Origin of the sequence: Priestia aryabhattai B8W22 (assembly GCF_000956595.1) — a bacterium.
GTDB lineage: Bacteria > Bacillota > Bacilli > Bacillales > Bacillaceae_H > Priestia > Priestia aryabhattai.
The window spans coordinates 102,117-115,572 of sequence record NZ_JYOO01000005.1; the positions used below are offsets into that span (position 1 = coordinate 102,117).

Annotated in this window: 11 protein-coding genes; all 11 read right to left on the reverse strand. The window is 38.5% G+C overall.

Annotated features, from left to right (window positions below; translation table 11 throughout):
* Positions 1-11 precede the first annotated feature (11 nt).
* Positions 12-1,043 (reverse strand): glyceraldehyde-3-phosphate dehydrogenase, encoded by a 1,032-nt coding sequence (locus N178_RS05725; RefSeq protein ID WP_013059435.1) that lies wholly within the window; start codon positions 1,041-1,043, stop codon positions 12-14.
* 274 nt (positions 1,044-1,317) lie between these two features.
* Positions 1,318-1,914 (reverse strand): dephospho-CoA kinase, encoded by a 597-nt coding sequence (coaE, locus tag N178_RS05730; RefSeq protein ID WP_045291169.1) that lies wholly within the window; start codon positions 1,912-1,914, stop codon positions 1,318-1,320.
* Positions 1,915-1,937: 23 nt separating this feature from the next.
* Positions 1,938-2,567 carry a sporulation membrane protein YtaF gene (ytaF, locus tag N178_RS05735; protein WP_033579623.1) on the reverse strand — a complete coding sequence of 210 codons (630 nt, stop codon included), beginning with the start codon at positions 2,565-2,567 and terminating at the stop codon, positions 1,938-1,940.
* A gap of 60 nt (positions 2,568-2,627) precedes the next feature.
* Complete coding sequence (gene mutM / locus N178_RS05740; protein ID WP_045291171.1) at positions 2,628-3,461, reverse strand: DNA-formamidopyrimidine glycosylase; 834 nt, start codon at positions 3,459-3,461, stop codon at positions 2,628-2,630.
* Positions 3,462-3,482: 21 nt separating this feature from the next.
* Positions 3,483-6,110 (reverse strand): DNA polymerase I, encoded by a 2,628-nt coding sequence (gene polA / locus N178_RS05745; RefSeq protein WP_045291172.1) that lies wholly within the window; start codon positions 6,108-6,110, stop codon positions 3,483-3,485.
* Between the two features lie 328 nt (positions 6,111-6,438).
* The gene (gene pnpS, locus N178_RS05750; RefSeq protein WP_045291173.1) at positions 6,439-8,211 is read right to left on the reverse strand and encodes a two-component system histidine kinase PnpS; all 1,773 of its coding nucleotides are present in this window, start codon (positions 8,209-8,211) and stop codon (positions 6,439-6,441) included.
* On the reverse strand, positions 8,204-8,920 hold the full coding sequence (locus N178_RS05755; RefSeq protein WP_045291175.1) for a response regulator transcription factor: 717 nt from the start codon (positions 8,918-8,920) through the stop codon (positions 8,204-8,206). The genes pnpS and N178_RS05755 overlap by 8 nt, the downstream gene beginning before the upstream one ends.
* Before the next feature lie 178 nt (positions 8,921-9,098).
* A complete protein-coding gene (locus N178_RS05760; protein WP_045291177.1) occupies positions 9,099-9,575 on the reverse strand; it encodes a MaoC family dehydratase in 477 nt (158 codons plus the stop codon).
* Between the two features lie 133 nt (positions 9,576-9,708).
* A complete protein-coding gene (mdh, locus tag N178_RS05765; RefSeq protein WP_013059443.1) occupies positions 9,709-10,647 on the reverse strand; it encodes a malate dehydrogenase in 939 nt (312 codons plus the stop codon).
* A gap of 28 nt (positions 10,648-10,675) precedes the next feature.
* Positions 10,676-11,968: an NADP-dependent isocitrate dehydrogenase gene (gene icd / locus N178_RS05770; protein WP_255255780.1), complete on the reverse strand. Its 1,293-nt coding sequence runs from the start codon at positions 11,966-11,968 to the stop codon at positions 10,676-10,678.
* 75 nt (positions 11,969-12,043) lie between these two features.
* On the reverse strand, positions 12,044-13,162 hold the full coding sequence (citZ, locus tag N178_RS05775; protein ID WP_016765709.1) for a citrate synthase: 1,119 nt from the start codon (positions 13,160-13,162) through the stop codon (positions 12,044-12,046).
* Positions 13,163-13,456: the final 294 nt, after the last annotated feature.

Here is a 13,456-nt window from a genome sequence, read left to right on the forward strand (position 1 = left end):
CTATAGCTTTCTTAGCTTACTCTTATTTTTGATCCATTACGCATTTCTGCAGCAATATATCTTACCAAATCGACTACGCGCTGAGAGTAGCCCCACTCGTTATCGTACCAAGCTAACACTTTAATTTTATGATCCTCCATTACGATCGTGGATAGTCCATCTACAATAGCTGAATGAGGATTTGTATTAAAGTCAATTGATACGAGTGGTTCCATTGTTAAATTTAAAATATTCTTTAATGGTCCTTCAGCAGCTTTAATAAACGCTAAATTAACATCTTCCATCGTCACAGGTTTCCTTACATCCACAACTAAATCGACAAGCGATACGTTCGGCGTAGGAACGCGCAGCGCCATTCCATGAAGCTTTCCTTTTAAGTGAGGAAGAACTAATGAAAGCGCCTTGGCTGCTCCAGTTGTTGTAGGAATAATTGATTGAGCACACGCACGGGCTCTTCGCAAATCTTTATGCGGGTTATCAATATTCTTTTGATCATTTGTATATGCGTGAACGGTCGTCATTAAACCGTTTTCAATTGTGAACGCTTCGTCTAACACCTTGACAACTGGAGCTAGACAATTTGTCGTACAAGAAGCATTAGAGATAATGTTATGCTGATTCACATCAAACTCTCGTTCGTTTACGCCCATCACAATGGTAATATCTTCTTGTTTACCCGGTGCCGTTAAGACAACTTTTTTCGCACCTGCTTCAATATGTAACTGCGCTTTTTCTCTTGAATTAAATTTCCCCGTTGCTTCAACAACTAGATCAATCCCAAGCTCTTTCCAAGGCAAATTCAGCGGATCACGTGAATTTAATAGCTGGATTCTTTTACCGTTAACAATTAGCGCATCATCATCACATTTAACATCTCCATTAAATGGTCCGTGTATAGAGTCATACTTGATTAAATGTGCTAATGTTTCGGCTGGATAAGATGCATTTATTGCAATAATATCTAAATTCTCCTCTATAATCGCTGTGCGAAACACCATTCTTCCTATTCTCCCAAAACCATTAATGGCAATACGTGCTTTCATGGCTATACCCCTCTCCATATGTGTTATACTATTTAACTTTTTATATTGAATAGTATAACATAAATATTTAAAAAGTGAATAATATTAATTTTTTTTAATAAATTATTTTAATTAAGTTTTACTATATGTATATAGCGAGAACAGATATTTAACACATTCTTTTTTAGCAGTCCTTAAATATTCGCAATAAAAAATCCGAACGAGCTTGATTCTCCCTCAAGAATCAAGCTCGTTCGGATTTTCCTTCAGCTAACATACTTTTGTCCCAGCCTCTTTAGTCTAGCCACAGGGCTAATATACTTAAAAGCTGTTGTTTTGTTTCCTCTACAGGTCCGTTGTTATTGATCACCGCATCGGCTAAGGCTACTTTTTGAATTAAAGGCAGCTGTGCGTGGATACGTGCATAGGCATCCTCCGTCGAAAGATCATTACGAGACTTTAACCTTTCTAGCTGCACGGGCTCATCGACATATACAACCACTACTTTATCGACTAAGTGTGTTAAATCACTTTCAAACAGCAGCGGAATATCTAATACCACAGCATCGTATCCTCCCTCGATATACCTTTCCTTTTGAGAAAGCATTTCTTTTCTTACCGCAGGATGTACAATTGCATTCAACTTTTTACGTTCTTCCTCTTGATAAAACACAATTTCCCCTAAAGCCGCTCGATTGATCTCCGCATTTTCGTGAAGAATGGCACGGCCGAACGTCTCTACAATTTTGTTGTATGCTTCTTTTCCTGGTTCGACGACTTCTTTTGCAATGTGGTCAGCATCGATTACCGGAATATTAATATCTCTCAGCATTCCAGTTACCGTGCTTTTTCCACTAGCAATTCCGCCCGTTAATCCAATTACAATTGACATTGGCCTCTCCTTTATCGCTTTATTTAAAATCTAAAAATACCTAAAATAATAAGCAGAACTCCCGGTAAAAAGGAAAACATTTTCATCCATGATAAACGTGAAAAAACTTTGCCAAACTGTATGCCAGCACTTAAAAAAAGTGAACTCATAAGAGCTACAGCAATTGCTAAAGCATACGGCGAATAACCTAATAAAGCTGCTCCAAATCCTGCTCCAAATGCATCAAGAGATAATGCAATTCCAAGTATAAATGCTTCAATCCCAGTGATGGAACCTGAATTATCTAAATCTGCTGCCGTCGGTTTTTTCAATACGTTAATGACTAAGCCAATCGACTTAATTTCAATCTTCACTAATGTTTTTTCTTCTTTCACCCGCGATGAATCTGCCGGACAAAAAAACTGGTATAAAATCCACATTCCAAGTAGAACAAGAATACCTCCGCCTACTTTATTTAGTACATCCACTGAAAATAGATGCGTAAGTACCTTTCCTAAAAACATAGAAAACATTAAAGAAAATGCTGAGCAACATGAAATAATAAAAATGGATTTCAGCGGGATTTTCACCTTTCGAAGTCCGTATGTCAGGCCAACGCTAAAGCTGTCAAGACTTACGGCAAAAGCAAGAATAAGTAAAGAAAATGTTATCATGATGAGAGGACTCCTTTCCTTTCTGTCTATACGTAGTATATGAAAGGAGCCCATCCATTGTTATTTTTTAGCCGGCTGACAATTTGGGCAGATGTGTGTTCCTCTGCCGCCTACAACAAATTTTTCAATTGGGGTACCGCACATTTTACAGGATTCGCCTTTTCTTCCGTACACGTACAGCTGCTGCTGAAACATGCCTATTTGCCCCTGTGTGTTTACATACGTGCGAATTGTGCTGCCCCCTTGTTTCACCGCTTCTTGAAGAGTCGCTACAATTTCTTCGTACAATTTTTCATACTCTTCGTCTGTTAATTGGCTGGCTACTCGTTCAGGGTGAATCCCTGCGCGAAATAGTGCTTCATCTACATAAATATTCCCGAGCCCAACCACAACATTTTGATCGAGTAAAACCGGCTTGATTTTTCGAGAGGTTTTGCCGATTCGCATTTTTAATTGACTTGGATTAAATGTTTCGTCAAACGGTTCAGGTCCAAGGCCAATAAGAGGAGGAAACAGGTCTTCCTCTCCCTTTTTAAATAAGTGCATGGTACCAAACTTCCTTACATCCCGGTATCGCAATTCTGTTCCATCGGTGAAGTGAAAAAAGACGTGTACATGCTTATCTGGTTCTTCTGCATTTTCATGGAGAGCATATTTTCCTTCCATACGCAGATGAGAAACCATCGTATAATCATCGAGTACAATTTTCAAAAACTTACCTCTGCGTTCAACATCTTGAATGGTTTGCCCAACAAGCGCGTCACAAAACTGCTCAACTTGCTCAGGACGTTTGATAATATTAGGCCATTTAACGGTTACACGCTCAATGGTCTTACCACTGGCTAATTCAATCAACGTACGTCTGACGGTTTCAACTTCTGGTAATTCTGGCACGTTTGTCACATCCTTTTTCCACTACTTTGCTTCGTACCAAGTCTTTCCGTAAGAATAATCTACTTTCAACGGAACTTCTAGCTCTAAAGCATGCTCCATTACTTCTGGTACGATTTTCTCTAAAATTTTAATTTCTTCTTCTGGAGCTTCAAAAATCAGCTCATCGTGTACTTGAAGCAGTAGCTTAGCCTGAAGATTTTCATCTTTTAAGCGCTTAGCCATTTCAATCATTGCTTTTTTAATAATATCAGCTGCTGTCCCTTGAATAGGCGTATTCATAGCTGTACGCTCAGCGAAGCTGCGGAGATTAAAGTTTCGGCTCGTGATTTCAGGCAAGTAACGTCGGCGGTGCAAGAGCGTTGTTACATATCCCTTTTCTTTTGCATCGCGCACAATCGTATCCATATACTCCTGTACACCCGGGAAGCTTTTTAAATAGCGTTCAATAAAAGTAGCCGCTGCTTTTCTTGTAATTCCTAAACTTTGCGATAAACCGTAATCACTGATGCCGTAGACGATTCCAAAATTAACTGCTTTAGCCTGACGGCGCATATTGGACGTTACTTCTTCTCTTTCGACATGGAACACATCCATCGCTGTTTTAGTATGAATATCTAAGTCATGCTTAAACGCATCAATTAGCTTTTCATCATCTGCAATATGAGCCAGTACGCGCAGCTCAATTTGTGAATAATCTGCCGCAAATATTAACCAATCAGGCTGTGAAGGCACGAATGCACCTCTTATTTTTTTACCTTCTTCAAGACGAATCGGGATGTTTTGCAAGTTAGGATCTACTGAGCTTAATCTTCCCGTTTGAGTTAACGTTTGATTAAAGCGGGTATGAACTTTCCCATCGCTTTCATGAATAACCTTTTTTAATCCTTCAATATACGTAGACTGTAATTTTCCTAGCTGACGGTATTGTAAAATCTCTGGGATAATATCATGGGCGCTAGCTAATTGCTCTAATACATCAGCTGATGTGGAATAGCCTGTTTTTGTTTTCTTTATGACTGGAAGCTGCATTTTTTCAAAAAGAACAACTCCTAGCTGCTTTGGTGAATTAATATTGAATTCTTGCCCCGCGTATTCGTAGATTTTCGCTTCAATTTTTTCAAGCTGTTCTCGAAGATCTTCGCCCATTTCATCCAAACGCGCCCGGTCAATTTTCACCCCTTGATATTCCATATCAGCAAGGACAATGGCAAGAGGCATTTCAAGCTTTTCAAACAGCTCAAACTGTTCATTCTCAACCAATTCTTTTTCTAACACTTCTTTTAAATACGCTACGGCGGCTGCTTTTCTTATAACATGCTCAGCTAGCTGATCGTCTTCTGCAATGCTTCGCTTAGCTCCCTTTCCATACACAGCTTCATCTGATTGTACTTGATGATATCCTTTTAATTTTGCAATTGTCGCTAGATCATCATTTGCCTCAGCAGGATTCAAGATGTAAGAAGCAATCATGACATCATGTTCAATTCCTTTAATTTCATGCCCCGCCCATTTTAAGGATACAATTGTACGTTTTCCATTAAACACCGTCTTTTTTACACGTTCGTCTTCTAACCATGCTTTAAATTTAGGAGATGAAAGAGCTGTGTCTTTATCAATAAAATAGTGGCCATTTTTGTTGCTGATTCCAAAACCGAGCAGCTGATTGTGATGATAGTTTTCTTCATACCCTTCTACGATCAGAGCTGCTTCGCTTGTTAACATATCATCGTGAATTTCTTCCGCTATCTCAAACGTCAGTTCTTCAAAATCTGCTTCCTCTTCTGCTGTTTCACCGAATTTAGCAAGCAGAGAATTAAACCCAAGCTCTTTAAATAAAGAGATGACCTTTGAAGATTCAAACCCGTCATATTTTGCATCTTCTACAGATACTTTAAGAGGCGCTTCGCAATAAATAGTTGCAAGCTTTTTACTCATGATGGCTGATTCACGATTATCTTCTAGCTTTTCTTTTAATTTTTTACCGCTGACTTGATCGATAGATTGCAATACGTTTTCAACCGTTTCAAACTCTTTTAATAGCTTTAAGGCTGTTTTTTCCCCGACTCCGGGCACGCCTGGGATATTATCCGAGCTGTCTCCCATAAGGCCTTTCATATCAATGATTTGTGCAGCCGTAATACCATACTTTTCATCAATGGCTGCCGGCGTATATGAATCGACATCTGTGATCCCTTTTCTCGTAATATCTACGGTTACATGCTCTGACACAAGCTGAAGTAAATCTTTATCCCCAGAAATGACTTTTACGGCCATTCCTTTTTGTTCAGCTTGTTTTGAAAGTGTACCGATAATATCATCTGCTTCATAATCAGGCAGTTCATAGCGCTTAATCCCATATGCATCTAACAACTCACGAATAAAGGGAAACTGCTCTGAAAGTTCAGGAGGCGTCTTTTGTCTGCCACCTTTATATTCTGTAAATGTTTTGTGACGAAACGTTGTTTTCCCTGCATCAAAAGCCACGAGTAAATGCGTCGGCTTCTCTTCTTCTAAAATACGTGTCAGCATTGTAGTAAAGCCGTATATGGCATTTGTATGTATTCCTTTATCATTGTTTAAAAGCGGCAAAGCAAAAAATGCACGGTAGGCAATACTATTCCCGTCAATTAATACTAGTTTTTGTGTCATTCATGTTCCTCCATTTCGCTCTCTTCTTATCTTACCTTTATTTTAGCAAACAATAAGCTTTAAGGACAAAAAGTACTCTTGAATTCAACGTTTTATTTTCATGCGGCCATAAGATTTGTACATCATAAAATAAAAACACCGCCTAGTTATTTTAGGCGGTGTAGCATGTGAATGGATAGAAATTGTCAGAAAGAATCGGCGAAAATAGCACGGTTAAAGCTATTTTCGCCTTACATATTGGCTCCTTGGATGAAGGGGTTTCCATGAAAAATTGTATCAATTAATTATTAAGCTACATTAAATAAATTGTAAAAGGAACGTAAACATTTTACATCTGCGGCAAATACTTGTGCAGCTTCACCGAAAAAGTTGTCCCTTTATTGACTTCACTTTTCACTTCAATTTCCCCTTTATGAGCTTCAACAAGATGCTTAACAATTGCTAATCCAAGACCTGTTCCTCCGGAATTACGGCTTCTTGCTTTATCTACTCTGTAAAAACGCTCAAAAATACGTGAAATTTCATCAGAATCAATACCGATACCTGTATCTTGAACATGAACCGTAATCGTTTCTTCTTCCTCTTCAAGCGAAACGTGAACGGTTCCTCCAGACATTGTATACATGAGCGCATTGCCAATTAAGTTAACGAACACTTGCATAAGGCGCTGACTGTCACCATCAATCCACGCTTCTTCAGGAAGCGTATCTAACGTTAGCGTGATTTCTTTTTCATTCGCTCGGTTTGATAGCACTGTTATGACCTCATAGAGAAGGGTATTCAAATCTACCGAATGAATGCTTAGTTTAAAACCTTGCTGTTCAACTTTAGATAAATCCAAAAGATCTTGAATCAAGCTCTCCATGCGCTGACTTTCCGTTAAAATAATAGATAGAAACTGCTGTCGCAGCTGCGGATCTTCCATGGCACCGTCTAGTAATGTCTCACTAAATCCTTTTATAGACGTAATAGGAGTTTTTAGTTCATGAGACACATTCGCTACAAAGTCACGGCGAACTTGTTCTAGTTTTTTCAGCTCAGTAATATCATGGAAAACAAGCACAATTCCTTTCCATTCATCGTTTAAGCCAATAATCGGCGCTCCGTAAACATCAAAATATCTTCGTTCAATATTTAAAGGCAGAACCACTTGTTTTCGAACCTTTACTTCGGTCATAAATATTTTTTCCACAAGTTTAATGATTTCTTTGTGCTCAAATACCTCATAATACAAGTGATAAAGGAAGTCGTCTGGATGTATATGAAACTGCTCTTTATAAGCTCGATTCACTAAGTTTATATAGCCTCGACTATCGATAAGAAGCATGCCGCTTCCCATATTTTCAATTAGCGTGCGCAGCCTGTCCTGCTGCATTTCTTGATTAGTGATAGACTCTTGCAGATTACGAGCAAGTGCGTTAATAGACTGACTCAGCATCCCTGTTTCATCTACATAATCTTCATATGTACGAGCTTTATAATTCCCTTTTGCAAGTTCCATAGCCACCTTGGTTGCCGATTCAATAGGACGGGTATAGCGCCCCATAATCTTTACACCTAAGAGTAAAATCACAATCAAAGCTAGACCTAAGCTTCCAATAAGAAGGCCCCAGATTTGCTGATTTACTTGTTTTAATGAATCAAACGATGTACTCAGAACAACAAATCCCTCTTGCTTACCTTCTATAATAAGCGGGATACCATAGTAATATAAGTCGTAATCTTCTTTAATTTGATCAAAGCTTTTTTTGCTGTTTAACTGCTTTTTCAATACTTGTTGGATTACAATACTTTTTTCGATTCTTTGCTGCTTGCTACCTGGATTTGAGTCAACTAATATTTTTCCGTCTTTTTGAACGACAGTCGTTCGTACACTTAGCGAATGACTGATTTGATCAACTTTAGATTTTAAAGCAGGACTTGTGATGCCTTCTTCGCTAATGTACATTTCCACAAGCTTTGCTTCTTTTTCCATTCGCTCTTGAAACGTCTGAAAATAAAAGTTTTTAAACAACTGCCCCAGCAGCAGGCCAAGACCTACTAATACAATAATGATAAGTACTAATAGAGCCAAAAGTAGCCTTGAACGAAATTTATTCATCTACCTTTGGTTCCTCCAGCTTATATCCTAATCCTCTAATCGTTTTTATATAAACAGGTTTTCGCGTGTTGTGTTCAATTTTCTCACGCAAATGGCTGATGTGCACATCTACAATTCGTGTATCTCCGGCAAAATCATAATTCCACACTGCACTTAGCAGCTGATCACGAGTTAATACCCGCCCCTTGTACTTTGCCAAATATAATAATAACTCAAATTCTTTTGGAGTAAGCTCAAGCTGCTCTTGATTAAAGTAGGCCTCATAATGATCTGGAAGAATTTTTAAATCACCGATCATGATGCGCTCGCCATCTTCCTCTTGTTCATTTTCCTGAGCAATAATTTGTGTTCTGCGTAAAATGGCTTTTACACGCGCTACTACTTCTCGAGGGCTAAATGGTTTCGTCATGTAGTCATCTGCGCCAAGTTCTAGCCCTAATACCTTGTCAAACTCATCGTCTTTTGCAGTTAACATTAAAATAGGCGTCATCACTTTTTGCTGACGAAGCTTTTTACAAACTTCAATTCCATCCATCTTAGGAAGCATCAAGTCTAACACAATTAAATCAGGTTTTCCTCCTAGTGCCTTGTTGTATCCTTCTTCCCCGTCTTCAGCTGTTTCTACTGTAAAGCCAGCTTGTTGTAAATTATATTGTAATAATGTTGAAATTGATTGTTCATCATCTACGACTAATAATTTCTTACTCATATTAACGATATAAGCCTCCATCTAGTTAAATTAAACCGCAGCTTCATCCAAATGATATTATTTTCTATTTATCTTCTCTTATCATACAATGTTTTAGCCTGGTTCTCCAATACATTTCAACATTTTCAGAAAATATGGCTAAAGAGTTTCTTCTATATTTATAGATATTTAAGAGGTTTTAAAAATTTTCAAAGTCATGTGTCTCTACTGATGGAAGTCTAAACGGCGGATACACAAGAAACCGGGCCGTTACTACTTTCTCTTTTTGCTCATTGACCGCTTCCACTTCAATCGTAACAGTTTTAGAAGAAACATCTACCTCTGTGACTTCAAATAAAAATTCAATCGTACTATAATGATGAATTTTTTTGGGGAAGGCAACCGTATGTTCTGCAACATGACTTCCAGGCCCAGGCAAGTACTTTGAAATGGCTGCTGTCATAATACCGGTAATCATAATGCTTGGCACAATAGGTTTCTTAAAAGGTGTCTGAGATGCGTAATCATGCTGAATGTATAAAGGGTTAGAATCATTTGTTAGCCCTAAGTACAATAAGATATCTTTATCTTCAATTCGTTCAGTTAGCGTTAATTTTTCTCCAACTTTTATATCTTCAATACTTCGACCTATTTTTTGTTTTTTACCTAATACCATCATCATTCCACCTTTTGTATAAAGTAATAGTTTTTCTTTATATACAAGAAAAATTCGAGGTTTCCCTCGAATTTTCCTTGTGACTATTGTTTGAATATTGATAAAAACCTATACTCAAACCTACTTTATTGTATTAAGCTAATACACCCATGACAGTTTTGACTGATTTTGCTGATTGATCTAACGCAGCTTTTTCAGAATCAGTAAGTTCTAATTCAATTACTTGCTCAATTCCTGCAGCTCCTAATACGGTCGGAACACCTAAGTAGATGCCGTTATAACCATATTCACCTTCTAGGTAAGCAATCGCTGGTAAAATACGACGCTGATCTTTTAAGATCGCTTCTGTCATTTCCACTAAAGAAGCAGCAGGAGCGTAGTACGCACTTCCGTTCCCTAATAAGTTTACGATCTCGCCGCCGCCTTTGCGTGTTCTTTCAACAATTGCTTCAAGACGCGCTTTGGGAATAAGCGTTTCAAGAGGAATACCGCCAGCATATGAGTAGCGTACAAGAGGTACCATATCGTCGCCATGTCCACCAAGTACAAAGCCTGTGATATCTTTCACTGAAATGTTTAACTCCTGCGCTACGAACGTACGGAAACGTGCAGAATCTAACACGCCTGATTGACCGATTACACGGTTTTTAGGAAAACCAGATTCTTTAAATACTGTGTACGTCATAGCATCTACCGGGTTTGTTAACACGATAATGTGACAGTTTGGCGAGTATTTAACAACTTCTTGAGTAACAGACTTCATAATTTTTTGGTTTGTTGTGACTAAATCATCGCGACTCATACCTGGCTTACGCGCGATACCAGCTGTAATAATGACAATGTCAGAGTCAGCTGTGTCTTCGTAGTTGGCTGTTCCTGTAATGTTAGCGTCAAAGCCTTGTACAGGACTTGCTTCTAACATATCCAGCGCTTTACCTTTAGCTGGATTTTCTAATTGCGGAATATCAACTAATACAACATCAGCTAATTCTTTTTGACCAATTAAAAAAGCAGTTGTAGCTCCCGTAAAGCCCGCTCCGATAACAGATACTTTTTTACGCATATTTGCCATTATAATTCCTCCCCTAAATGAATAGCTATTAAACTGTTACTTGTTTTCCTAGATTGCTAATTAATTCATCAGCAAACTCTGAACACTTCACTTCTGTTGCACCGTCCATTAAACGTGCGAAATCATATGTTACTACTTTTGAAGCAATTGTTTTTTCCATTGATTTCATGATTAAATCCGCTGCTTCATTCCAGCCAAGGTGTTCAAGCATTAACACACCTGATAATAATACAGAAGATGGGTTTACTTTATCTAAACCAGCATATTTAGGTGCTGTACCGTGAGTGGCTTCAAAGATAGCATGTCCAGTTTCATAGTTGATGTTTGCTCCTGGAGCAATTCCGATACCGCCAACTTGTGCTGCTAATGCATCTGAAATGTAATCTCCATTTAAATTCATTGTTGCTACTACATCAAATTCACGTGGACGAGTTAAAATTTGTTGTAAGAAGATATCTGCAATTGAATCTTTTACAATAATTTTCCCTGCTGCTTCCGCTTCTGCTTGAGCTTTGTTTGCAGCTTGTGCACCTTCTTTTTCAACGATGCGGTCATATTGAGCCCAAGTAAATACTTTATCGCCGAATTCTTTTTCAGCTAGCTCATAGCCCCAATTTTTAAATGCGCCTTCTGTATATTTCATAATGTTACCTTTGTGTACAAGCGTAACAGACTTGCGGCCCTGTTCAATTGCATAGTTGATTGCTGCACGCACAAGACGCTCTGTTCCTTCAGAAGAAATAGGCTTAATACCTAATCCAGAAGTTTCAGGGAAACGGATTTTATTTACGCCTAATTCCGTTTGTAGGAATGAAACAAGTTTTTGTACTTCTTCAGAACCCTTTGCATATTCAATACCAGCATAAATATCTTCAGTGTTTTCACGGAAGATAACCATATCTGTATCTTCTGGGCGCTTAATTGGAGAAGGTACGCCGTCAAAGTAGCGAACAGGACGTAAGCATGTGAATAAGTCTAATTCTTGACGCAATGCCACGTTTAGAGAACGAATTCCACCGCCTACTGGTGTTGTTAATGGTCCTTTGATTGCAATTATGTATTCGCGAATTGCATCTAACGTTTCTTCCGGTAACCATTCGCCAGTTTGATTAAATGCTTTTTCACCTGCTAATACTTCTTTCCAAACGATTTCTTTTTCACCATTGTATGCTTTTGCAACCGCTGCTTCTAATACGCGGGAAGCTGCTGCCCAGATATCCGGACCAATTCCGTCACCTTCGATAAATGGAATAATTGGATTATTTGGTACGTTTAACACGCCGTTTGCTACAGAAATTTGTTCACCTTTTGTCATGAGAATGACCTCCTTAAAAAATTTGTCTACTTTCACTTATGGAAAAGTGCTCAACGAACGTGAGCACCTTCGTCACATTGTTTAGCTGCGCTCTTCAAGCGGAATGTACGTTTGTTTTCCAGGACCGATATAATCAGCTCTTGGACGAATCAAACGATTGTTTGAATACTGCTCTAAAATGTGAGCAATCCATCCTGATACGCGGCTTACGGCAAAGATCGGAGTAAATAGATCGTGATCAATACCTAAGCTGTGGTATACAGAAGCTGAATAGAAATCAACGTTTGGCGGAAGCTTTTTCTCGCCTGTTACGATCTCTTCAATTTTCACTGACATATCGTATAGCGTTGTATCTCCTGCTTGTTTGGTAAGTTTTTCAGACATTTCTTTCAAGTGCTTGGCACGAGGATCACCCTGCTGATACACACGATGTCCAAATCCCATAATCTTTTCTTTTTTCGCGAGCTTTTCGCGAATATAAGGTTCTGCGTTTTCAACTGTTTGAATGTCAGACAACATTTTCATAACAGCTTCATTCGCTCCCCCGTGAAGAGGACCCTTTAACGCTCCAATAGCGGCTGTAATTCCTGAATAAATATCGGATAATGTTGCCACACAGACACGAGCTGTAAAAGTTGAAGCATTTAGCTCATGGTCAGCGTGTAAGACAAGTGCCTTATCAAATGCCTCTACTTGGATATCAGTTGGCTCTTCGCCAGTTAACATATATAAAAAGTTAGCGGCAATGCTATAGTTTTCGTTTGGTTCAATTGGCTCTAATCCGTTACGGACTCTTGAAAAAGCCGTTACCACCGTTGGTAATTGTGCTTGCAAACGAACAGCTTTGCGATAATTTGCTTCTTCATCCATTAGATCAGCTTCAGGATCGTACAACCCCAATAGTGATACGACTGTTCTTAAAGCTGCCATTGGATGAACATCTTTAATTGGATAAGTTTTGAAATGATCTAAGACTTCTTGGGGTAATTTAGCGTTTTCTGCTAGTAATCTAGAAAACACAGATAATTCTTCTTTGTTAGGTAATTTTCCGTGCCATAGTAAATACACCACTTCTTCAAATGTTGCATAATTCGCTAAATCATCAATATTGTAGCCTTGATATGTTAAAGTGTCATCAATAATTGAACTTACTGCTGACGTTGTAGCGACTACCCCTTCTAGACCTCGAGTTGCTGTCATAAATCTCCACTCCTTTACAGAAAAAATTCCCCATACCTTTCTGTGTAAAACGTGAAAAACAAAATTGAGCCTCTGCTCAACTAGACATTAAGTGATATACGAAGCGCCTCTTTTGAATATATATCTTGGAAGAACATTCCTTCACCCCACGCAAAGAAAATGCTTACATTTCCATTTGTTTCAATAACACACAAAATCAAAACATCTGCATGTGTCATTGTTTTGTTACAGCCCTATAGGTAAAACATACAATTGTATGTAAAAAGATGCGGCCTCAAAATATATTATAAACAA

Coding starts and splice junctions, on each gene's coding strand:
- N178_RS05725 (WP_013059435.1), bottom strand. CDS start 1,043: ATGAAAGCACGTATTGCCATTAATGGTTTTGGGAGAATAGGAAGAATG.
- N178_RS05760 (WP_045291177.1), bottom strand. CDS start 9,575: ATGGTATTAGGTAAAAAACAAAAAATAGGTCGAAGTATTGAAGATATA.
- polA (WP_045291172.1), bottom strand. CDS start 6,110: ATGACACAAAAACTAGTATTAATTGACGGGAATAGTATTGCCTACCGT.
- mdh (WP_013059443.1), bottom strand. CDS start 10,647: ATGGCAAATATGCGTAAAAAAGTATCTGTTATCGGAGCGGGCTTTACG.
- citZ (WP_016765709.1), bottom strand. CDS start 13,162: ATGACAGCAACTCGAGGTCTAGAAGGGGTAGTCGCTACAACGTCAGCA.
- coaE (WP_045291169.1), bottom strand. CDS start 1,914: ATGTCAATTGTAATTGGATTAACGGGCGGAATTGCTAGTGGAAAAAGC.
- N178_RS05755 (WP_045291175.1), bottom strand. CDS start 8,920: ATGAGTAAGAAATTATTAGTCGTAGATGATGAACAATCAATTTCAACA.
- pnpS (WP_045291173.1), bottom strand. CDS start 8,211: ATGAATAAATTTCGTTCAAGGCTACTTTTGGCTCTATTAGTACTTATC.
- ytaF (WP_033579623.1), bottom strand. CDS start 2,567: ATGATAACATTTTCTTTACTTATTCTTGCTTTTGCCGTAAGTCTTGAC.